General features: G+C 40.7%; 22 protein-coding genes and 1 riboswitch. Of the genes, 17 read left to right on the forward strand and 5 right to left on the reverse strand.

All coding sequences use genetic code 11. The features are described 5' to 3' along the window. Positions 1-138: 138 nt before the first annotated feature. On the forward strand, positions 139-867 hold the full coding sequence (locus EZJ28_RS09295) for a CPBP family intramembrane glutamic endopeptidase (protein ID WP_131397162.1): 729 nt from the start codon (positions 139-141) through the stop codon (positions 865-867). 107 nt (positions 868-974) lie between these two features. After that, positions 975-1,208, forward strand: a complete 234-nt coding sequence (locus EZJ28_RS09300; protein WP_131397164.1) for a hypothetical protein — start codon at positions 975-977, stop codon at positions 1,206-1,208. 80 nt (positions 1,209-1,288) lie between these two features. On the opposite strand, the gene EZJ28_RS09305 is transcribed toward EZJ28_RS09300, so the two are convergent. Together EZJ28_RS09305 and ahcY are read right to left on the reverse strand one after the other, a co-directional pair. Further along, entirely contained in the window at positions 1,289-1,774 is a 486-nt protein-coding gene (locus EZJ28_RS09305; protein WP_131397166.1) for a nuclear transport factor 2 family protein, read from the reverse strand. A 261-nt stretch (positions 1,775-2,035) separates the two neighbouring features. Next, positions 2,036-3,352: an adenosylhomocysteinase gene (gene ahcY, locus EZJ28_RS09310; RefSeq protein WP_131397168.1), complete on the reverse strand. Its 1,317-nt coding sequence runs from the start codon at positions 3,350-3,352 to the stop codon at positions 2,036-2,038. A 59-nt stretch (positions 3,353-3,411) separates the two neighbouring features. Between ahcY and EZJ28_RS09315 the strand changes: the two genes are divergently transcribed. The 10 genes from EZJ28_RS09315 (at position 3,412) to EZJ28_RS09360 (ending at position 11,434) form a co-directional block, all read left to right on the forward strand. Then, positions 3,412-4,059 (forward strand): 4'-phosphopantetheinyl transferase superfamily protein, encoded by a 648-nt coding sequence (locus EZJ28_RS09315; protein ID WP_131397170.1) that lies wholly within the window; start codon positions 3,412-3,414, stop codon positions 4,057-4,059. Further along, entirely contained in the window at positions 4,056-4,775 is a 720-nt protein-coding gene (locus EZJ28_RS09320; RefSeq protein ID WP_131397172.1) for a geranylgeranylglyceryl/heptaprenylglyceryl phosphate synthase, read from the forward strand. The genes EZJ28_RS09315 and EZJ28_RS09320 overlap by 4 nt, the downstream gene beginning before the upstream one ends. A gap of 245 nt (positions 4,776-5,020) precedes the next feature. After that, a complete protein-coding gene (locus EZJ28_RS09325) occupies positions 5,021-5,407 on the forward strand; it encodes a VOC family protein (protein WP_131397174.1) in 387 nt (128 codons plus the stop codon). A 140-nt stretch (positions 5,408-5,547) separates the two neighbouring features. Beyond that, a complete protein-coding gene (locus EZJ28_RS09330; RefSeq protein ID WP_131397176.1) occupies positions 5,548-5,808 on the forward strand; it encodes a thiamine-binding protein in 261 nt (86 codons plus the stop codon). Next, positions 5,792-6,424, forward strand: a complete 633-nt coding sequence (gene pnuC, locus EZJ28_RS09335) for a nicotinamide riboside transporter PnuC (RefSeq protein ID WP_131397178.1) — start codon at positions 5,792-5,794, stop codon at positions 6,422-6,424. The genes EZJ28_RS09330 and pnuC overlap by 17 nt, the downstream gene beginning before the upstream one ends. Continuing rightward, positions 6,385-6,951, forward strand: a complete 567-nt coding sequence (locus EZJ28_RS09340; RefSeq protein WP_131397180.1) for an AAA family ATPase — start codon at positions 6,385-6,387, stop codon at positions 6,949-6,951. The genes pnuC and EZJ28_RS09340 overlap by 40 nt, the downstream gene beginning before the upstream one ends. Before the next feature lie 2 nt (positions 6,952-6,953). Next, complete coding sequence (locus EZJ28_RS09345; RefSeq protein ID WP_131397181.1) at positions 6,954-8,492, forward strand: DUF4301 family protein; 1,539 nt, start codon at positions 6,954-6,956, stop codon at positions 8,490-8,492. A 1-nt stretch (position 8,493) separates the two neighbouring features. After that, positions 8,494-8,895 carry an alternative ribosome rescue aminoacyl-tRNA hydrolase ArfB gene (gene arfB / locus EZJ28_RS09350; protein WP_131397183.1) on the forward strand — a complete coding sequence of 134 codons (402 nt, stop codon included), beginning with the start codon at positions 8,494-8,496 and terminating at the stop codon, positions 8,893-8,895. A gap of 495 nt (positions 8,896-9,390) precedes the next feature. Continuing rightward, on the forward strand, positions 9,391-9,741 hold the full coding sequence (locus EZJ28_RS09355) for a hypothetical protein (RefSeq protein ID WP_131397185.1): 351 nt from the start codon (positions 9,391-9,393) through the stop codon (positions 9,739-9,741). Between the two features lie 334 nt (positions 9,742-10,075). After that, positions 10,076-11,434, forward strand: coding sequence for a sigma-54 dependent transcriptional regulator (locus tag EZJ28_RS09360; protein ID WP_131397187.1), 1,359 nt, complete (start codon positions 10,076-10,078; stop codon positions 11,432-11,434). On the opposite strand, the gene EZJ28_RS09365 is transcribed toward EZJ28_RS09360, so the two are convergent. Next, complete coding sequence (locus EZJ28_RS09365; RefSeq protein ID WP_131397189.1) at positions 11,424-13,868, reverse strand: ATP-binding protein; 2,445 nt, start codon at positions 13,866-13,868, stop codon at positions 11,424-11,426. The genes EZJ28_RS09360 and EZJ28_RS09365 overlap by 11 nt on opposite strands. A gap of 89 nt (positions 13,869-13,957) precedes the next feature. After that, a riboswitch (TPP riboswitch) is annotated at positions 13,958-14,047 on the forward strand. 103 nt (positions 14,048-14,150) lie between these two features. Here EZJ28_RS09365 and EZJ28_RS09370 point away from each other — a divergent pair. Beyond that, entirely contained in the window at positions 14,151-16,532 is a 2,382-nt protein-coding gene (locus EZJ28_RS09370; protein ID WP_131397191.1) for a TonB-dependent receptor domain-containing protein, read from the forward strand. A gap of 64 nt (positions 16,533-16,596) precedes the next feature. Here EZJ28_RS09370 and EZJ28_RS09375 read toward each other — a convergent pair whose 3' ends face one another. Then, positions 16,597-17,025 (reverse strand): hypothetical protein, encoded by a 429-nt coding sequence (locus tag EZJ28_RS09375; RefSeq protein WP_131397193.1) that lies wholly within the window; start codon positions 17,023-17,025, stop codon positions 16,597-16,599. 251 nt (positions 17,026-17,276) lie between these two features. On the opposite strand from EZJ28_RS09375, the gene greA reads away from it, so the two are divergent. The 3 genes from greA to EZJ28_RS09390 all read left to right on the forward strand — a co-directional run bounded on the left by greA (position 17,277) and on the right by EZJ28_RS09390 (position 18,659). Beyond that, positions 17,277-17,753 carry a transcription elongation factor GreA gene (gene greA, locus EZJ28_RS09380; protein WP_131397195.1) on the forward strand — a complete coding sequence of 159 codons (477 nt, stop codon included), beginning with the start codon at positions 17,277-17,279 and terminating at the stop codon, positions 17,751-17,753. A gap of 97 nt (positions 17,754-17,850) precedes the next feature. Then, entirely contained in the window at positions 17,851-18,246 is a 396-nt protein-coding gene (locus tag EZJ28_RS09385; protein WP_131397197.1) for an HIT family protein, read from the forward strand. Beyond that, positions 18,243-18,659 (forward strand): thioesterase family protein, encoded by a 417-nt coding sequence (locus EZJ28_RS09390; protein WP_242670097.1) that lies wholly within the window; start codon positions 18,243-18,245, stop codon positions 18,657-18,659. The genes EZJ28_RS09385 and EZJ28_RS09390 overlap by 4 nt, the downstream gene beginning before the upstream one ends. Here EZJ28_RS09390 and EZJ28_RS09395 read toward each other — a convergent pair. Further along, positions 18,656-19,804 (reverse strand): HAMP domain-containing sensor histidine kinase, encoded by a 1,149-nt coding sequence (locus EZJ28_RS09395; protein ID WP_131397199.1) that lies wholly within the window; start codon positions 19,802-19,804, stop codon positions 18,656-18,658. The genes EZJ28_RS09390 and EZJ28_RS09395 overlap by 4 nt on opposite strands. Before the next feature lie 113 nt (positions 19,805-19,917). Here EZJ28_RS09395 and EZJ28_RS09400 point away from each other — a divergent pair, with 113 nt between their 5' ends. Then, a complete protein-coding gene (locus EZJ28_RS09400; RefSeq protein ID WP_131397201.1) occupies positions 19,918-20,790 on the forward strand; it encodes a flavin reductase family protein in 873 nt (290 codons plus the stop codon). Position 20,791: the final 1 nt, after the last annotated feature.

Genomic DNA, 20,791 nt, shown 5'->3' on the forward strand with positions numbered 1-20,791 from the left:
TCTTTTTTGTGTAAATATAAGGATTTCGCCTGGCTGGTATTGATAAAATGAATTCGAGGAGGTTAGCTAAAATTTCACGCCTCATTCTTTTTACAAATTTAGAATTATCTTAAATTTAAAGACAAAGTAAGCGAAATAATGCAGGAAAAGCTTCCAGCGCGATTGCAAAAATATTCCCCGGATCAGAAGAATGTGATAGGGATGTCTGTTCTTTTTCTTCTTGCTGCATATTTTACCCTTCATTATATTTCTCATACATTTTACCGTGGAGAATTGCTGGATAGAAGCAGTCCCGGTAATTGGTTGTACTGGCTTAATGCCATTCTTATGGGCGCGGTTGTATATTTCAATAAGAAGATATTCAACTGGTCGTGGAGCGACCTGGGACTGGCAAAACCTGCTAACTGGTGGCAGCCGGTTCTGGTTGGCCTGGGATGCTTCGTATCTGTTCTTATTTATTCTGCTATTATAGATCCATGGGTGAAAGAAGTCTGGGGAGACATAAACATTTCTCATTTATATGTATTAAAACAGAATCTTCCACAATTAATTTTTGCGCTCATTGCAGTATGGATCACTGCGGCATTCCTTGAAGAACTTGTATTCAGGGCCTTCTTCATAAATTCTCTGGAAATTCTATTCGGGCCGGGTAAGTGGTCGGCATATACGGCAGTGGTACTGAGTGCTGTGGTTTTTGGAGGAATTCATGCTTACCAGGGAATAAGCGGAATAATTACTACCACGATTATCGGGATAATATTTGGTTTCGCCTATATAATTAACGGGCGCCGTATCTGGCCATTGATTCTTGTCCATGGTCTTGTAGATAGCATTGCCCTAATAAGTATTTATAACATGGCTGGGTAATTATATTATTTCGGGTGATATTTCTGAAAACCATTTGTGTTACATAAGGGAATTTTCCTAAACCAAATTTTTCGTATCTTAATACCTCTAACTAACATCGATAAAAAATGAAAGGCTCATCAGGAAAACGCAGACTGGTAAAGAAATACGTTTCCGATTTCGTCTTTTCTGAACGAACCCGTTTTGTTCTGGATGGGATCAATTACCGATTTACCAGGGAAGAGCCTGGAGGTAAATTCATCAAATTTCGTTTCGAAAAAAAGTCTTTTAAACCTAAACGAAAATTTGTTTTTAAGTGCATTTATAAAATGATGAAAAACTTCCAGTTGTCGCTCAACTAAGAAGGCTTTTGAAAACCTTCCATCAAAAAACCCTTCCTGTTTTCCAGAAAGGGTTTTTTCTTTTTCAGAGGCCTGTTCCTCTATTCTTCATTTTCTACAGAAGTCGTATCTGCACTTTTTTCAGTAATATTCATAAATCTTATCTTCCAGTCATCTTCAGCACGTTCCCAGATCACCGTGTAGGTCCCTTCATGAGGTGTGTTAAGACTGTCTTCCTTTATCATATGCCGGTATGTTCCTACTTCATAGGCTATACTATCACTGGAATAGGTGAGCTCGGGAGAGGTGTTGAGATCTCTCATCATAGGAGCGCTGTTCTGATACCAGGAGGCAACACTGTCTGATGCGTAAGCCTGTCCGTCCATATAAAGCACAGCGTTACTGGCGGTAAGGCTCTGGAGCTTATCAGGATCATTGGCGTTCCAGGCATCCATCCATTCTTTGTTTGTTTCAGATGGATCGCGAAATTCCATCTCTTCCATATCATCTGCTTCTTCTTTATTAGGATTATCACATCCAATAAAGAATATCAGTGCAAACAACGGTACTAATTTTAAAAATTTCATAGGTCGGTCATTTTTAATTTACATACCTAAATTACTTATAATTAGTTAAAACAATGAAAAATTAAGACTAATTTAATCTATATGTTGAGAATATGTTAATATGCGGGGCTTGCAATTGGAGGAGACTAATAAGTAGTGTATCATTATATCTGGCGCCGGAAGGGCAAAATGTCTTCTCAATATGCCGGGTAAATATCAAAAAAAATCCGCATACTGATTCAGCATGCGGATTTTCTAATATCTAAAACCAGGATCTGGTTTTTAGTATCTGTAATATTCAGGCTTGAATGGTCCTTTCACTTCCACGCCAATATACTCGGCCTGGTCTGGTCTAAGCTCGGTAAGCTCCACACCAATTCTTTCCAGGTGAAGTTTAGCAACTTTTTCATCAAGATGCTTCGGAAGCATATAAACCTCATTCTTATATTTATCTGTATTATTCCAAAGTTCCATTTGCGCTAAAGTCTGGTTGGTGAATGAGTTACTCATCACAAAACTTGGGTGACCTGTAGCACATCCAAGGTTAACAAGACGTCCTTCAGCGAGTAGGATGATGTCTTTACCATTTATAGTGTACTTGTCAACCTGAGGTTTGATCTCAACCTTAGTATCACCATGCTTTTCGTTCAGCCAGGCAACAGCGATCTCATTATCAAAGTGGCCAATGTTGGCAACAATGGTCTTGTCTTTCATCACCTCAAAATGCTCACCTCTTACGATATCCTTATTTCCGGTAGTGGTGATCACGATATCGGCTTTTGGAAGAACCGTTTCCAGTTTCTTTACTTCAAAACCGTCCATCGCAGCCTGAAGGGCACAGATAGGATCGATTTCAGTAACGGTAACAATAGAACCCGCTCCTCTGAAAGACTGGGCCGTACCCTTACCTACATCACCATAACCACAAACAACCACTCTTTTTCCGGCAAGCATCACATCGGTAGCGCGACGAATCGCATCTACCGCGCTCTCACGACATCCATATTTATTGTCAAATTTAGACTTGGTAACGGAATCGTTCACATTGATCGCAGGCATAGGAAGGGTTCCTTTTTTCATGCGCTCATAAAGTCTGTGAACTCCGGTAGTGGTTTCTTCTGAAAGTCCTTTGATCCCTTCAGCAAGCTCAGGGTATTCGTCAAGCACCATATTGGTAAGGTCTCCTCCATCATCAAGGATCATGTTCAATGGTTTACGCTCCTCTCCAAAGAAAAGCGTTTGCTCTATACACCAGTTAAATTCCTCTTCGGTCATTCCTTTCCAGGCGTAAACCGGAATTCCTGCAGCAGCGATCGCGGCAGCGGCATGATCCTGGGTAGAAAAGATATTACATGAACTCCAGGTAACTTCAGCTCCTAGTTCTACAAGTGTTTCGATTAAAACCGCAGTTTGAATCGTCATATGTAAACATCCCGCAATCCTGGCGCCTTTCAAAGGTTTCTGCTTTCCGTACTCCTCACGCAGGGCCATCAAGCCCGGCATCTCAGCTTCAGCAAGCTCAATCTCCCGACGACCATACTCGGCAAGCTCAATATCTTTTACTTTATAGGCGGTATACGGTACTGTTTTAGTAGACATATTATTATATTTGAATATTAGCAATTTTGTGCAAAAATAAGGAAAAGCTTAGAAAAAATATGCCTCTTTATAAAACAATAACAGTTGATGAACGCACTAAAGTCTTCATTTGGAAGGTAGAAGAACCTTACGAGGAACTTGCCGAAGGAATACGTCTTACCCCGCATTGCCAGAGAAGGGTTGATGGAATGAAATCGGAGATCCATCGCCGAGGATTCATGAGCATTCGTCATCTTATGGCAGAGGCAGGCTATGTGGATGAGGACCTTTACTATGATGATCAGGGGAAACCGCATCTTGCGGATAATAAATATATTTCTATTACCCATTCCTTCAATTTTACTGCAATAATCGTTAGTGAGGATCATGTTGGGATAGATATTGAAAAGCAACGTGAAAAGATCCTGAAGATCGCGAATAAGTTCACTCCCCTGGATGAGTATCATACTCTGGCTAATGAAGATGCTCTTATTAGAAAACTAACCATCGTATGGGGGGCGAAAGAATCGGTCTATAAACTCCTGGCCCAGCCCGGGATTGGATTTCTTCAGCATATCAATGTAACCGATTTCGATTTTGATGATCTGAAAACAACCACTCACGTTAGATATAATGGAATTGATGCCTGGTTTGATATAGAGTTTCTGGAATTTGAGAATTTTACTTGCGTTTATGCCCTGCCTTCGAGCAATAATAGAAATTCATGATCACCAGGACCGGAGAATGTTTTTCAGGGATTATCAGATCGATTGCCGGGAAGCAAAAACTTCTTGCCGTTCTTGTAGATCCTGATAAATTTAATGTAGAAGAAGCGGGAGAAGTACTGGGAAACTTGCCTGAAGGGACCACACATATTTTTGTAGGCGGAAGCACGGTGGTTAAAGGACGTACCTGTGAGGTTGTACGTGTGCTGAAACAATATTCTCCTCTTCCAGTAATCCTGTTTCCGGGAGACCATAACCAGATCTCAGCTTATGCAGACGCATTACTTTTTCTGAGTCTTATTTCTGGTAGAAATCCCGAATATTTGATAGAACAGCAGGTGCGCTCGGTTCAAAAAATCAAGAATACGGCACTCGAGATAATCCCGACCGGTTATATTCTTATTGACGGTGGAAAGGAATGTGCAGTTCACCGGGTGAGCAATACGATTCCTTTACCTCAAACCGATATTGAAAATATAGTGAACACTGCTCTGGCGGGGCAGTATTCCGGAAAAAAACTTATTTATCTTGAAGCGGGAAGCGGGGCGAACGTGCCGGTTTCGGTAGAGATTATCAGCGAGGTTAAAGCAGCTTTGGAAATACCTCTTATCGTGGGAGGAGGCATCCGTAGCAAACAGCAACTTCAGAAAGCCTATGAGGCGGGAGCCGATCTCGTTGTGATAGGAACCGCCTTTGAAGATGGTGACTTTCAACACTGAATTGAAAATCATTTCGAACGCAGTGAGAAATCCAATTCAGTTCAAATTTTTTACTGGTCACCTCGAGCGTAGCGAATCTCAATATGGAAGAAAGATGCTGCTTTACTTCATTCGCAGTGACCTATAGAGGCACTTCCACAGGCTCAGCACTAAACTTATTTTTCAGATCGTTTTTTCTTATAAGCATTTGATATTCAGAAAAGAATATTAAATTTAAGAATGTCAAACTTTCTAATCAATCAGTCATGAAGAATGTAAATCCCGTAGTATGGTTCGAGATATATGTGAACGATATGGACCGAGCAAAAGCTTTTTATAAAAAGGTATTCGAGGTAGAATTCACACAATTGTCCGATCCCACAGCAGAAGCACTTCAAATGTGGTCATTTCCCGGTGATATGGAAACCCCGGGACAGGCCTCCGGTGCCCTGGTGAAAGTTGAGGGAATGTCTGCCGGAGGTAACAGTACTATTGTTTATTTCGCGAGTAAAGACTGTAGTATTGAAGAAGCCAGGGTGGCCGATGCAGGAGGAAAGGTAGAAAGATCAAAAATGTCTATTGGAGAGTATGGTTTTGTATCGATAGTTAAGGACACTGAAGGCAATATGATAGGGATTCATTCGATGGAATAGGATAACTCGCCATTATTTTTAAACTGCCCAGTGGGTTATACCCGTTAATTTCACAATCCCATCATCGAATATACAGTACTCTAAATATCAATTCCAATTCCATTCAGTTTTGGCTACCTTTGGCGGGAAAACAGAATTTTATGAAAATCTCAGTAGAACTAACCCTTAGTCCCCTTCAGGACGATTTTGCACCCAGGGTGATCGATTTTATAAAGAAACTCCGGGAGTCTGGTCTCAAAATCAAAGAAAACCCTTTAAGCACTCAGGTTTATGGAGATTATGATGAGGTGATGGGGGTGTTGAATAAAGAAATAAAAAATACGTTTGAGGCAATAGAAAAGGGGCTCATCCATGTGAAAATCGTAAAATCTGATCTGAGCGATTATGCAGCCGATTTTTGATTTTTTCTTTGATCAATATTCCGGTTATCCAACTTTATTTATAGTACTCGAGCTCATCGCGGTGATCTTTGGATTTCTTTCGGTCTGGTATTCCAAACAGAACAATATTCTGGTTTATCCTACCGGGATAGTAAGCACGCTGATTTTCGTTTACCTTTTATGGCAATGGGAGTTGCTGGGAGATATGATGATCAATGCCTATTATTTCTCGATGAGTATTTATGGCTGGTATGTGTGGACGAGAAAAGTAGACCCCACACATTATACCCCTATTACTTCAACCACTAGCCGGGAGAAATATCAATCGTTCTTTATATTCATAGCCACGTTGCTTTTTGTATTTGCCGTGTATGAATATTTCGACAAATGGAATAACTGGACCGCCTATATTGATACCCTTACCACGGCCATCTTCTTTGTAGGTATGTGGCTTATGGCCAGGCGAAAACTCGAGAACTGGATTTACTGGATTATTGGGGATCTTATTTCAGTCCCTTTATATTTCTATAAAGGGCTTACCTTTACCAGTCTGCAATATCTGGTGTTCACCATCATTGCAATTTACGGTTATAAAGCATGGAAAAGAAACTTGCGCAACGACCTGCGTCCTGCATAAAGATTGTTCTTTTTGGGCCTGAATCAACGGGGAAGACTACGCTATCCCAGGATCTGGCCCGGTACTTCAATGCTCCAATGGTGAAGGAGTTTATGCGCGAATACCTTCAGGAAAAATGGGACCGGGAGAAACAGGTCTGTGAACCAGAAGATATCCTTCCCATTGCCATGGGGCAAATGGAAAGCGAAAACCGGCTGGCTTTGGAAGCCGATGATCTTCTGATTTGCGATACCGATCTCCTTGAATTAAAGGTATATTCTGAAGCCTATTATGAGGGTTGGTGCGAGCCTCAAGTTCTTAAACATGCGTTAAACAACCACTACGATTTATACTTTTTAACGTATATTGATATTCCCTGGATTCCTGATGATCTAAGGGATAAACCTCACGACCGTGAGGGAATGTTTCAGAGATTCAAAAATGCGCTGGATCGCAATCAAAGACCTTATTTTATTCTAAAGGGTAACAGGGAAGAACGCTTTGAAAGTGCCGTTAAAAAGATAGACCAACTATTTAAAAAGAGATAATCGTGAATTTTAGTGAGAAGGATATATTACAAATTGAGGAAAAAGGACTCTCCATCAAAGAAGTAGAAGAACAAATAGAGATTTTCAAACGGGGGAATATAAAGGTGAATATTACCGAAGCTGCGACAATAGGAAATGGGATAAGCAGATTAGATGAACCCGTAAAAAAAGAACTTATTAGTTTTTATGATTCTGAAAAGGAAAATCATAGTATATTAAAGTTCGTTCCGGCATCGGGGGCAGCTACAAGGATGTTTAAGGCCTTACATAAATTTGCTGCAGAATTCGATCCGGAAAAGCAAAGCCTCCGGGAATATCTGGATGAAAATGAAGATAAGGACCTTCAACGTTTCTTTGATCATATCGAAAAACTACCATTCTATGAGCATGCTGTAGAAAAAGCTAAAAAGAACAATTCCGAATATGATTTTTCCACCCATGATGAGCAACATAAAATCCTTGTTAAGACCATTCTGGAGTCTGACGGACTTTATTTAAGCAATTTACCTAAAGGGCTGGTTCCTTTTCATAAGTATGATTCGCATATAGCGACTGCTTTTGAAGAACACCTGGTTGAGGCGGCAAAATATATTACCGTAAATGGTGTTGCAAAGCTTCACTTCACTGTTTCCAAAGAGGATAAGCAAAAATTCCAGGGAGAATGGAAAGAGATAAGGGAGCGGCTTGAGGAGAACACCGGGGTGAAGTTTGAAATCGAGTATTCTTACCAGGATCCCAAAACTGATACGATCGCGGTAGATAATGACTTTAAGCCGTTTCGTACCGAAGAGGATGATCTTTTCTTCAGGCCTGGAGGTCACGGTGCGCTTATAGAAAATCTCAATCAGCTTGAAGAAGAGGTGGTGTTTATCAAGAATATTGATAACGTGGTGACCCAGGACCGTATTCAGCATGTGGTTGACTTTAAGAAAATGCTTGGGGGAAAGCTTTTCAGCATTCAGAAAACGATTTTTGAATACCTCAGAATACTGGATAAGGGAGATGTGCCTCAGGATAAGCTAAATGAGATACAAAGCTTCCTTACCAAAGAACTATTCATTAAAGAAAATTCTAAAGCGAATGCTTCTGCAGATTACCTTAAAAGTATACTTAATCGTCCTTTGAGGGTTTGTGGAATGGTGAAAAATGAAGGAGAACCGGGAGGAGGTCCGTTTCTGGTAAAAGACAGGAATGGGGCAGTCTCACTTCAGATCATTGAGGGCGCACAGATAGATAATGAAAATCCTGACCAGGCAAAGACCGCAAGAGAAGCCACACATTTTAATCCTGTTGATATTGTATGTAGTTTACGGGATCATAAAGGTGAAAGTTTTGATCTTCATGAATATGTAGACGAAGAAATGAGCTTTATAGCCGATAAAACCAAAGATGGAAAGCCTTTAAAAGCCCTTGAGCGGCCGGGACTTTGGAATGGCGGTATGGCAAAATGGAATACCATCTTCGTAGAGGTTCCCGTAGAAACCTTCAATCCGGTGAAAACTGTTTCCGATCTATTGAAAGAATCTCACCAGCCTGGCTAATATGCAGGAAGATATTATTCTGAAGGAAATTGAGTATAAAGCGGTGCGAAGCTCGGGGCCTGGTGGTCAGCATGCTAATAAGACGGCAACCAAGGTAGAACTGAGCTTTGACATTTCCAATTCTCAAGGCCTGTCTGATGAAGAGAAGGAAAGACTCTATAAGAAACTCTCGGGAAGAATCAATAAAGACGGAATTCTCAAGATGAGCAGTGAGGATTCAAGAAGCCAGCCGGCAAATAAGGAGATTGTCACCGCTAATTTCCTTACCGAAATCAAAGAGGCCTTAAAAAGACCAAAGAAGAGAAAAAGAACAAAACCTACTAAAGCTTCAAAGATCAAAAGGCTGAAAGCAAAAAAGAGAAAATCTGAGATCAAGGCAAATCGCAAAGACCCATTGAAATAAAAAAACGGGTATAATTTCCCCACTTTTATGAGGGGCTCTACAGTTTTCCCCAGAAGATTCCACACTATAGATTTTAAGGCTTTTTGCCTAAAACACTGTAAATCAGAAAAAAAGAGCATTTGGAAGGGCTATTTTATTAGTGGTATAATTTTTACAATGACTTAGATAGGTTAGTATTGGGAATGGAATAAATTGCTGACTAGCTTATTTATTCTGTTTTATAATTTAGATTTTCGGATTGAGAAGGCTCCAACAGGGGCCTTTTCTTTTTTTAGATATTAAGGAAATATCTGGGATTTATAAAAAAATAAAAAATGAGCCTGAAATTCCACAGATGTGGTTGAAGATCTTTTAAACTTCTACATAAAATTTTGTGAAAAAACCAGTCAGCAATACGGTAATATATTGATAATCAACCTTTTTATGATAATAAGAAGAAAACGGCACAATTATTCCTCTATTGATAGTAAACAAAATCATTAAACTTAAATTCTTATGAAAAAGTTCGCACTAAGTATTCTAACCATTGGAGCTATGTTCTTTGCAACACAGAATTTGCAGGCTCAGGAAGAAGAAGAAATTGAGGAGATTGAAACCGAAGTTGAGGTGGAGGTGGAACAGGAGGAATATGCTTCTGTAGATGTGGAGGCTTTGCCGCAAGCAGTAAAGGATGCTCTTATGACCGATTATAATGGTGCAACAGCTACCGAGGCTTGGGTAAAGACTAAAGATGACCAAAAAGTTTATAAACTTAAGATCGATGTAAATGGTGAAACCCAGAAGGTCTATATAGACCAGGACGGCAAATGGCTTGAAAAAGAGGATAAGAAAGATAGTGATAAGTAGACGCCCGGTAATGGAGAAACCAACTCCTGGGCAGCAGATCAATGAAGCTGAAAAAGTTAATCTACCCCGGTAAACTTGCAAAAAAGTGACAATTTCAGGATGCATCCTGATTACTAACGACCAAAAACTAACACTAAACCGTCACTTTTTTGCTTGTTTTTAAATTAGGGACGTTTCGGAAATCTGCTAAATGGGAATTACATACAGACAATTTTTTATAAATTTAATTTGTCAACAAAGAGAGGTTATTTTCAACCTCTCTTTTTTTATGTTTTCTTTTAAAAACTAATGGTTTAAAGATTATTACCTTTGTTAAGATTTTTAAAATTGATCTATGTCTAAAGTTCTGGTAGTTGAGGATGACGTGGCTTTTGGTACTATGTTGAAAACCTTTCTGGAAAAAAGGGATTATAAAGTATCATTAGTATATTCGGCGACCGATGCCTTTGATAAAATATCCAAAGAAAAATTTGATCTTGTCCTTACAGATGTTCGTTTACCGGATAATGACGGGCACGATATCCTTAAGGATGTAAAATCGAAGAATCCTGCGACACAGGTAATCGTCATGACGAGCTATGCCGAAATAAGCATGGCCGTGCAGGCCATGAAGGAGGGAGCCTTTGATTATGTATCCAAACCTTTCAGGCCGGAATCCATACTTCAGACCATAGAAAATGCACTGGAAACCAATGAGGTGGCTCCGGTGACAACCAAAAAGGCCAAACCCGCCAAAAAACAGAAAGGCATCCTTAACGAAAATCAGGATCTTGTAAAAGGGGTTAGCGAGGCATCAAGAAGGCTTAACGATTATGTTGAACTGGTAGCGCCCACCAATATGTCGGTACTCATTACCGGAGAAAGCGGAACGGGTAAGGAGCAGATCGCTAAAAGCATACATCTGCAAAGCAAAAGACATAATGCTCCTTTCATTGCCGTAGATTGTGGCGCTATTCCAAAGGAAATAGCATCCAGTGAATTTTTTGGCCATATCAAAGGCTCATTTACTGGAGCCATCAACGATAAAACTGGTCATTTTGAAGCTGCTAACGGTGGAACCTTGTTTCTTGACGAAATAGGGAATCTTACCTACGAACTTCAGGTACAGCTTCTAAGAGCCCTTCAGGAACGAAGGATAAAACCTGTGGGCAGCAATACCGAAGTGGAAGTTGACATTAGAGTGGTAACAGCTACCAACGAAGATCTTTCACAAGCCGTTAAGGATGGTGAATTCAGGGAGGACCTTTATCACAGATTGAATGAATTTTCAATTAAGGTTCCGGCTTTGAGGGAAAGGAAAGAGGACCTTATGTTATTTGCCAACCAGTTCCTCAATGAAGCTAATGCCGACCTGGAAAAGAATGTAGTAGGCTTTACCGATGAGGCCATTCATGCGTTTCGTAATTACAACTGGCCTGGTAACCTGAGAGAGCTGAAGAATATGGTAAAACGGGCCGTGTTGCTTACGAGGGATGAATTGATCCCTCTCAAAGTTCTTCCTCACGAGATTGCGACGGCTACCCATAGCAATAATGAGAGCGATTATGGCCTGTTTAAGAACAAGAATGAAGAACAGCTAATACTGGATGCATTGGAAAAAACAGGAGGAAATAAAAGCAAAGCGGCACGAATGCTTTCCATTGACAGGAAAACCCTTTATAATAAGCTGAAACAATACGGGATTAAACTGTAGTGCCAGCCTCCAGGCTGGACATTATCTGATTGATATTTTTCTCAAATTCATCAAATTCTTTCTGAGTCACAGGCTCCCGGTCCTCAATTTTTACAAGTACTGTAACCACTTCCTTAGCTTTCATCTGCCTAAGCATTGGGAGCATTCTATGAGCTAGTTTACCCATCTTATCACTATCATTTTCGTTGTAAGCTGTTTTTAGCTCAGAGAAGCTACTACCGGCTCCCTCTAAAAATGCCTGGATAATGGTATTCATGGCTTCTTCATCACGGCCGGAAAATTCGTAGATCTCACTAAGATCATAATTTTCCGATCTCAATTTCCCGTTCAGCAAACTGTCCTCTTTAGCCTCACTTTTATAATTTATGTGAAGAAAATCCGCAATATTTTTCTTTAATTCGGCAGGTTTATAGGGCTTTAAAAGGTTGGTGTCAAAGCCCGCTTTTCTGTAGGTTTCGGTATTTACATCAGTGCGTCCGGAGAGTGCGATAACCGGCAGATGTCCAAAATCTTCGTTCTCACGGATATTCTTAATAAGTTCAAAACCATCCATAACCGGCATCTGGATATCGGTCAATACGATATCGTAATTTTCCGAAGACAGCTTTTCCAGGGCGATCTTGCCATTGGGAGCAGTACTAATGCTTAATCCCATAGATCTGGCCAGCTCTACCGTTAGGGATAATTGTCCCGGTTCATCATCTACTATCAGGGCTTTCATCCCTGCTTTTTCAATTTGCTCAGGCATGATGATTTCTTCTTCGATGTTATCTTCCTTCTCAGGCTCTTCTCTTGCCTCAGAGAGCTTTCTCACGGGAATGGAAATGATGAATTCACTTCCTTCGCCCGGTTCGCTTTCCACTTTTATCTTACCTTTTAAAAGTTCTGTTAGTCTTTTAGTTATTGCAAGACCCAGACCAGAACCGCCAAATCGTTTTTCTATACTGCTGTTTTCCTGAGAAAATTCTTCGAAGATACTTTCCTGCATTTCCTTGGAAATTCCGATACCCGAATCCTTGACACTAATTTTTAGGATATGACCGGCTTTTTGAGCTTTCTTGAGTTCCGCAGAAATTACTATACTGCCTTCCTCGGTAAATTTCCATGCATTGGAAATAAGGTTGGCAAGTATCTGTTTGATCCTGAAAGGATCGCTTTGGATCTGCGCATTGGTTTCTGCAGAGGTACTTATTTCAATGACAATATCCTTATTCTTCTCTGCCGGGATGATATTACTTACAGTGTCTTCAATCAGTTTTCGAGGGTTGAAGGATATTTTTTCAACCAGCATTTTTCCGGCCTCCAGCTTGGAAAGGTCCAGAAGGTCGTTCACCAGTCTTAAGATGAATTCTGAAGATTTTCTTATCTGTGTAAGGTAATGTTGCTGTTTCTCGTCCAGTTTGGTCTTATTGATAAGATCGGTATAACCCATAACCGTGGTAAGCGGGCTCCGCAGGTCATGTGTGATCGCAGCCATAAACTGTTCCCGGCGAGCCAGAAGGGATTCGGCAAACTCCTTGGCATCTTCCAGTTCCATCCTGTACCGCTGGCTGCGGGTGATATCGCCTATTATATTGATGATGAAAAAAATGATGATTATCGCGATGATACAGCCGCCTATAATGATGATATTGGAAGTTTTATCCAGCATGCTCTGAAATAGTTCTGCCCGGGCTACTGAATCTTCCCTTTCCTTCTTCTCAAGGCTGGATAGTACATTTCGTAACTGCTGATTCAATACCATATCGTTATTTAGCAGCTCGTTCTCTTTCTGTATTACCTCATTCTGAAACTGCCTGTTGGCGAATTCCAGGTCTGTTAGTACCCGTTTCACCGATTTCACCAAGGAATCCAGGCGTTCGGTAGTAATGCGTTCAGCATTATCTTCCCGGGAGTATTCCAGCCATTTTATAAGAACGTCTTTCTGGTATGATTTAAGGTTTCTGAAGCGATTTTCGTAGTTATAATCTTTGAACGAAGCATCTATATTCCGCAGCTCCGCAAGGGCTTTCGCATAATAGTTCGTATTCCTGTCGCTATCCCTTAACGCTACAAGCTCCTTGAGGTTTTCCGTTTTTTGATCTAAAAGTGTGGAAATGCTATCGGCTTCATATTCAAGGTCTATATCATCATAACTGGCTTCCAGCTCTTCCAGTTTTAACTTTATGCTGTCTATCTGGGCGTTATAAAGCTCCAGGTCTTCTTCACTCCCTGTTTGAATAAGCCTCCGGCTGGTGTTTTCAGATTCGTTTAGGTCCGTCGTAACCTCACTTAAAAGGATGAGCTGTTGGTTATTTTCGGTATTTGATTGTGCAATTTCAGAATAGGCTATTACCTGATTGTAGATATACCAAACAGCGATTCCTGCTAATATGGCCACTATCACATACCCGGCAACTACTTTTACGGTAATAAAGCGTCTGGAATTAAACATTGTTCAAATTTTATCTAAAATTAAGCCAATTCTGGTAATTCTGTCCAAATGTATTGGATTTATAAAAAAGCATATTACATTTGCACCACAATCTCACAAAGGGGTGCCCCATGGGCTGAGATCATACCCAATGAACCTGGGCAGGTAATGCTGCCAAGGGAATTGCGCAAAAGCGCAGTATAGGTACTCCTGATTTACGCGACATAAGCGTGTCAGGATTTTTTTATTTATAAACTTAAATCAGGAATAATCGCCCCTTTTTATTCGTAGAATTCATTACGAATGAAAAATGTATTATTTTTTTTGAGCCTGTTTGCACTTTCTATACAGGCCTTTTCACAGGAATTTAAACTTAAAGGAAAAGTTACGGAAAACGGATTGCCCCTCGAAGAGGCTTCTGTTTACGTAAAAAGCAGCGGTGAAGGGACGCTTACCGACTCGGAAGGCAATTACAGCCTTTTTCTTGAGAAGGGGACCTATACCATAGTTTTTTCCTTCGGAAATCAAAAATCACGACAGGTGGTGCTGGATTCAGATCAGATGGTTAATATGGATCTGGGTGGTGCTGAAGAGACGCTTGAAGAGGTCTTTCTATCTTCAATTCGTGTGAACGCCCAGTCACCTATCACCTACAGCAACCTTACCAATGAAGAGATAGAAGATCGTAATCTGGGCCAGGATATCCCGGTTTTAATGAGTTATATGCCCAATGTGGTTACTACTTCAGATGCCGGAGCAGGTGTTGGTTATACCGGTATAAGGGTGAGGGGGAGTGATGCGACCCGGGTAAATGTGACCATTAACGGGATTCCCTATAACGATGCGGAAAGTCAGGGAACCTTTTGGGTGAATCTGGGTGATTTTGCATCCTCAGTAGAGAACCTTCAGCTTCAGAGAGGAGTAGGGACTTCTACAAATGGCGCCGGGGCTTTTGGAGCGAGTCTTAACATTCTTACCGATTCGTATAAAAAGGAGGCGCAGGCTGAAATTGCCAATAGTATAGGTTCTTATAACACCTTTAAACATACCGCAAAATTCAGTACGGGGCTCATTGATGATCACTGGGAGTTTGCCGGGAGGGCTTCAAAGATAAGGAGTGATGGATATATAGATCGTGCGAGTAGCGACCTTAAATCTTATTTTCTACAGGGTAGTTATGTAAATGAGAACACCCTAGTAAAGGCACTGGGCTTCGGGGGGAGTGAAAGAACCTATCAGGCCTGGTATGGGATAGATAAGGAAACTCTTGAAAACGACAGGACATTTAATCCTGCCGGAATTTATACCGATGAGAATGGTAATACAAGATTCTACGACAATCAGACAGATAATTATAAACAGGACCATTATCAGTTACTTTGGAATCAGGATTACGGGAAGAGCTGGTCTTCAAATGTGGCCTTTCATTATACCTACGGAAGAGGTTACTACGAAGAATATAACGAGGATGCCGATCTTGTGGAATTTGGAATGGAGCCATTCGTAGCTGGTGGGGAAGAGGTAACTACTTCAGATATAGTTGGTACAAAATGGCTGGATAATCATTTTTTTGGAAGTGTTTTCAGCCTGAATTATCAAAATGCCAATTGGGATGTGACCCTTGGTGGTGGCTGGAACAGGTATGAAGGAGATCATTTTGGAGAAGTGCTGTATACCAGATTTGCCAGAAACAATGATCCTTATGAGCCGTATTATTTTAACCAGGCTGAAAAAAACGATTTCAACATATACGGAAAGGCCAATTTTGCTATCACAGAAAAACTTGCAGGTTATGCAGATCTTCAATTAAGAACCATCAGTTATGAAACAGATGGTTTGCTGGATGATCAGACTCGCTTTCTAAATGACGATAATTTCAGTTTTTTTAATCCGAAAGCTGGTTTAACATATGAATTTAACCCGGGCAATCAGGTTTACTTTTCATATGCCAGGGCCCACCGCGAGCCAAGCAGGAACGATTATGAGAACGGAGATCCGGAACCTGAAGAACTGAACGATTTTGAACTTGGCTGGAGATACAAAAAAACTGCGGTGGAGATCAATACGAATCTTTACTATATGGATTACAGGAACCAACTTGTTCTTACCGGAGGGATCGATGATGTGGGTGCTTTTATACGAGCTAATAGTGGTAACAGTTATCGCCTGGGACTGGAAGTGGATGCTGCGGTAAGACTTTCTGATAAGTTCAGCATCAGACCAAATATTTCCCTGAGCCGAAACAAAAACGTTGAGTTTGTTTCAACCTTTAACGGGGAGCTTGTAGAGTATGGTGATACCGATATTTCTTATTCCCCCGAAATAGTTGCCGGCAACATTCTAAGTTATATGCCATCAGACGGACTGGAATTGAATCTATTCACCAAATATGTGGGTGAGCAATATATGAGCAATGTAGAAGCCGAAAACTCTAAGCTGGACAGTTACTTTGTAAACGATCTCAACATTCAGTATACCTGGAAAAAAGCATGGTTGTTCAGAGAGCTGGTGCTTACCGGACTTTTAAATAACATCTTTGGTGAAGAATATGTCTCTAACGGATACTATTACACTTTTGACATTCCCAATGAAGACTTGCCTTCGGGCGTTCAAACCCTTGATGGAGCCGGGTATTACCCGCAGGCGACCACTAACTTTTTACTGGGACTTACATTGAAGCTGTAAATAGCTTCAGTGGTAGTTACAGTAGCCTCCTTTTCTAAATGTAGGGTTTGAAAAGGGGGCTTTTTTAATTCCATACCTCTATGATGTTGCCGGATCTCTGGATACGATAGGGCTTCATGGTGTACTGTCCTTCTCCTTCACTAAGCTCACCGGTTATTACGTTGTATGAGTTATTGTCGCAATCACAAGTTGCAATCACACCGTTTACCGTCATCCCCGAACATTCACTTGGCGGATGGTTAGGGTCACTAAGCTCAAAAGCTGAATACTGGGAATTATTGATATTGTAAATAACTATTCCCTTCACTCCGTAATTATAGGTAGCATAAGAGTTGCCGGGGAACTGCAGATCGTTATATTCCGGGAGGTTCAAATTAAGCTGGAACCTGAAATTAAGATCGGGTAAGTTAGGGTTGTTCCTGTAATTATCATCAGAACTGGAACAGGCGGTAATCAGGATGAAAACGCCCAAAAAACTTAGAATCTTCTTCATAAAAAATTGAGTTGCAACGAAAATAATATAATTGTTCCTAATGATTAAATTTCTTACATTTGTTAAGAGAAATCCCGCTAAAACTGGGATTTTTTCAATTAGTGATGCAATAGTTTAATTCCGGAGGCTAAAACCTTTATAGATCCGGGAAATCCTATACCCTGGGATTTAATTTATTACTAAATCATTATAAGGTTTTTTTGGGCAGGGACTTTCCTCCCGCAAGTCCTGATTATTAAAACGAGAAAGTTATGAGCAAAGTATCTTATTATACCCCGGAGGGGTTAAAAAAACTTAAAGATGAGCTCAATCATCTTAAAGATGTGGAAAGGCCGAAGGCTTCTCAGGCGATAGCAGAGGCACGTGATAAGGGAGATTTAAGTGAGAATGCTGAATATGATGCGGCCAAGGAAGCTCAGGGTTTACTAGAAATGAAGATCTCCAAACTGGAGGAAGTTGTGGCAAATGCAAGGGTTATAGACGAATCCCAGCTGGATACGTCTAAAGTGCTGGTGCATTCCCATGTTAAAATAAAGAACAAGACCAACGGGGCAGAGATGGAATATAAACTGGTAGCCCAGAGTGAAGCCGATCTTAAATCGGGTAAAATTTCAGTGGATTCTCCTATCGGAAAAGGTCTGCTTGGGAAGCAGGTTGGAGATACCGCCGAGATAGAAGTTCCTAATGGCACGGTGAAATTTGAAGTTATCGAGATCTGGAGGGATTAATCCTGTCCATTATAATTAAAATTTAATCCTTTTCTTTCATCTGGTCTTTCGGATTTAAGAAAAGGATTCTTTATTTTTATTAAAAACCAACCTGATTATGTCAACATTATTCACAAAGATTGTAAAAGGAGAGATACCGGCTTATAAGGTCGCTGAAAATAGCAAGTTTCTGGCATTTCTGGACATACGCCCCAATGCTAAGGGACATGTCTTGTGTATCCCGAAAAAGGAGGTAGACAAAATCTGGGACCTGGAGGTCGAAATGTACCAGGAATTGATGCGTTTTACGCGGTGTGTGGCGGTAGCGCTGGAGAAGACCGTATCCTGTAAAAGAGTGGGAATGGCTGTTGTTGGTCTTGAAGTTCCTCATACGCATGTTCACTTGATCCCGCTGAATACAATGGGCGATATGGATTTTTCCAATAATGTGGAAATGAGCGATGAGGAGTTCAAAGAACTGGCTGATAAAATAGCGGCAAAAGTAGATCTGTGAGTACATTATTATCCGATTTTAAACTAAGCCTGGAAATTAGGATAGACTGGAGTGATCTGGATATGTATGAGCATGTAAACAACGTGTCTTACATGCGTTACCTTCAGAGCGGAAGGGTGAATTTCTGGGAGGCATCAGGAATTTACGATTTTTATAAAGGTTCTAACCAGGGCACCATGCTGGTGTCTACAAAATGTGATTTCAGGAAGCCACTTTTTTATCCCGGGAATGCAGTGATCAAAACTAAACTCGATTTCATCGGTAATAAGAGTTTTGGCTTAAAGCATATCATTCTTAACGAGAAGGAGGATATATGTGCGGAGGCGCATGATGTGGTAGTTTGTTTCGACTTTAATAAGAATGAAACATTTCCTGTTCCAGACTGGCTTAGGAAGAAATTATCTGAATTCTAAACCTTTTTAAGGCTTATCTGAAAAGTTGTACCCTTATTGATCTCGCTTCGGGCAACCTTTATTTTGCCGCGGTGATATTCTTCTATGATCCTTTTGGCAAGAGAAAGTCCAAGTCCCCAGCCTCTTTTCTTTGTTGTCTGTCCCGGTTCAAAAATGACCCGAAATCTATTCTTCTCAATTCCTTTTCCTGTATCGGTAATATAGATATGGGCCTGCCGCAGATCTTGTTTTATCTCTATGCTCAGAGAACCTTTGCCACGCATGGCATCTATGGCATTCTTCACCAGGTTTTCAATGGTCCAGCTATAGAGCTGTTCATTCAGCATTACATTTATGGGTTGTCTTGGAGCCCGGATACTGAATTCGATAAGCTCGGAACTTCTTGATTTCAGGTATTCGAAACTTTCTTTGGTGGCATTTACAATATCGGTTTCCCGTAAATTTGGTAAGGAACCTATTTTGGAGAACCTTTCGGTAATGGTCTGTAACCTTTCAATATCCTTCTCCATTTCTTCTACAAAAGCAGGATTTACCTTTTCCGCTTTTAGAATTTCGGTCCAGCCAATTAAAGAACTTAGTGGGGTGCCTATCTGGTGCGCGGTCTCCTTTGCCATTCCGGCCCAGAGTTTGTTTTGTTCACTGCTTTTCGTTGTGGTATAAAAAAAGTATACAACCCCAATAAATAAGAAGCCTATCAGGGTAAGGCCAATGGGATAATATTTCAATTTGTTAAGTGCAGGTGAATTTCCATAATAGAGGTACTGGATCTGTCCGTCACCCAGGTCAACGGCTATGGGTTCATTCTCATCCTTTAGATCCTCAAGATATTCCTGTGTGCGTTCCGGGTCTTCAAGTATGCTTGGATCAATATTGGTAGTATAGGCCACTTCACCATGTTCATCTGTATGGATAATGGGAATCGTGGTGTTATTGTTCAGGATCTCCAGGACAAGTGTAAGATCGGCATCTTCGGGAGCATTTGCCAGTTCTTCCTGTGCCCTTGCCCAGATATTCATCTTGGCTCTTTCGTCTTCCTTCAGCCTCTGGAAAAATATACTTGTATTCCAGAGCACCAGTACGATGACCACAAGACAGGAAATTATGATGAACCAGCGATTAAAGTTGCGCTCGTCGGGTAATTGCATGAATTTTCCGGCTTTTTATCCGAATTAAATATAAGCGTTTTAAATCTATTTTTATTGTGAGGCATTGCTTTTCATTCCTTCATCGTTTCTTTATCTTTGGCAAAAATTTCTCTATGTTAAGTATAGAACCTAAGGATGTTAGTGTTGGAAAATTACATCAGTATCTTCTGGGAGCAATAGGCCCGAGGCCCATAGCTTTCGCAAGTACCCTTGATGAGAATGGCAGACCCAATCTTTCTCCCTTTAGTTTCTTTAACGTTTTTGGATCCAATCCGCCGGTGCTTATCTTTTCACCTGCAAGAAGGGGAAGGGACAATACTACCAAGCATACTTTTGAGAATGCCAAAAAGACCGATGAGGTAGTGATCAATATCGTGAATTTCGATATAGTCCAGCAAATGTCGCTTTCAAGCACTGAATATGCCGAGGGGGTGAATGAGTTTGAAAAGGCCGGGCTAAGCATGCTGAAATCTGATCTTGTAAAACCTTTCAGGGTTGCAGAATCACCGGTTCAGTTTGAATGCAAGATAAAGGAAGTGGTAGAAACCGGCTCTGAAGGTGGAGCTGGAAATCTTGTGATATGTCATGTAGTGAAAATGCATATCAAGGAAGAAATCCTTGATGACAATGGATTTATAGATCAATACAAGATAGACCAGGTAGCCCGTATGGGAGGTAACTGGTACACAAGGGCAAGGGAAGGTATGTTCGAGGTTCCAAAACCACTTTCCACCCTGGGAATAGGAGTGGATACTATTCCGCACACAATAAGGAATAGTAAGGTTCTTACGGGTAATGATCTGGGAAAATTGGGAAATGTAGAGGCACTTCCCGGAAATGATGAAATTGAGGAATTTTTAAAGATTAACGAAGAAGATGCAAAATTGGTCAGAAACGGAGACCTGGAAAAAATACATAAAAGGGCACAGGTTTATCTTGAAAAAGAGCAGCCTGAAAATGCCTGGAAAATATTATTAGCAAAATAAA

This window comes from Gramella sp. KN1008 (genome assembly GCF_004332155.1).
Classification (GTDB): domain Bacteria; phylum Bacteroidota; class Bacteroidia; order Flavobacteriales; family Flavobacteriaceae; genus Christiangramia.

Coding starts and splice junctions, on each gene's coding strand:
- EZJ28_RS09360 (WP_131397187.1), top strand. CDS start 10,076: ATGTCTAAAGTTCTGGTAGTTGAGGATGACGTGGCTTTTGGTACTATG.
- EZJ28_RS09300 (WP_131397164.1), top strand. CDS start 975: ATGAAAGGCTCATCAGGAAAACGCAGACTGGTAAAGAAATACGTTTCC.
- EZJ28_RS09315 (WP_131397170.1), top strand. CDS start 3,412: ATGCCTCTTTATAAAACAATAACAGTTGATGAACGCACTAAAGTCTTC.
- EZJ28_RS09295 (WP_131397162.1), top strand. CDS start 139: ATGCAGGAAAAGCTTCCAGCGCGATTGCAAAAATATTCCCCGGATCAG.
- EZJ28_RS09385 (WP_131397197.1), top strand. CDS start 17,851: ATGTCAACATTATTCACAAAGATTGTAAAAGGAGAGATACCGGCTTAT.
- EZJ28_RS09330 (WP_131397176.1), top strand. CDS start 5,548: ATGAAAATCTCAGTAGAACTAACCCTTAGTCCCCTTCAGGACGATTTT.
- EZJ28_RS09305 (WP_131397166.1), bottom strand. CDS start 1,774: ATGAAATTTTTAAAATTAGTACCGTTGTTTGCACTGATATTCTTTATT.
- EZJ28_RS09375 (WP_131397193.1), bottom strand. CDS start 17,025: ATGAAGAAGATTCTAAGTTTTTTGGGCGTTTTCATCCTGATTACCGCC.
- arfB (WP_131397183.1), top strand. CDS start 8,494: ATGCAGGAAGATATTATTCTGAAGGAAATTGAGTATAAAGCGGTGCGA.
- greA (WP_131397195.1), top strand. CDS start 17,277: ATGAGCAAAGTATCTTATTATACCCCGGAGGGGTTAAAAAAACTTAAA.
- EZJ28_RS09400 (WP_131397201.1), top strand. CDS start 19,918: ATGTTAAGTATAGAACCTAAGGATGTTAGTGTTGGAAAATTACATCAG.
- pnuC (WP_131397178.1), top strand. CDS start 5,792: ATGCAGCCGATTTTTGATTTTTTCTTTGATCAATATTCCGGTTATCCA.
- EZJ28_RS09395 (WP_131397199.1), bottom strand. CDS start 19,804: ATGCAATTACCCGACGAGCGCAACTTTAATCGCTGGTTCATCATAATT.
- ahcY (WP_131397168.1), bottom strand. CDS start 3,352: ATGTCTACTAAAACAGTACCGTATACCGCCTATAAAGTAAAAGATATT.
- EZJ28_RS09370 (WP_131397191.1), top strand. CDS start 14,151: ATGAAAAATGTATTATTTTTTTTGAGCCTGTTTGCACTTTCTATACAG.
- EZJ28_RS09355 (WP_131397185.1), top strand. CDS start 9,391: ATGAAAAAGTTCGCACTAAGTATTCTAACCATTGGAGCTATGTTCTTT.
- EZJ28_RS09340 (WP_131397180.1), top strand. CDS start 6,385: ATGGAAAAGAAACTTGCGCAACGACCTGCGTCCTGCATAAAGATTGTT.
- EZJ28_RS09325 (WP_131397174.1), top strand. CDS start 5,021: ATGAAGAATGTAAATCCCGTAGTATGGTTCGAGATATATGTGAACGAT.
- EZJ28_RS09320 (WP_131397172.1), top strand. CDS start 4,056: ATGATCACCAGGACCGGAGAATGTTTTTCAGGGATTATCAGATCGATT.
- EZJ28_RS09365 (WP_131397189.1), bottom strand. CDS start 13,868: ATGTTTAATTCCAGACGCTTTATTACCGTAAAAGTAGTTGCCGGGTAT.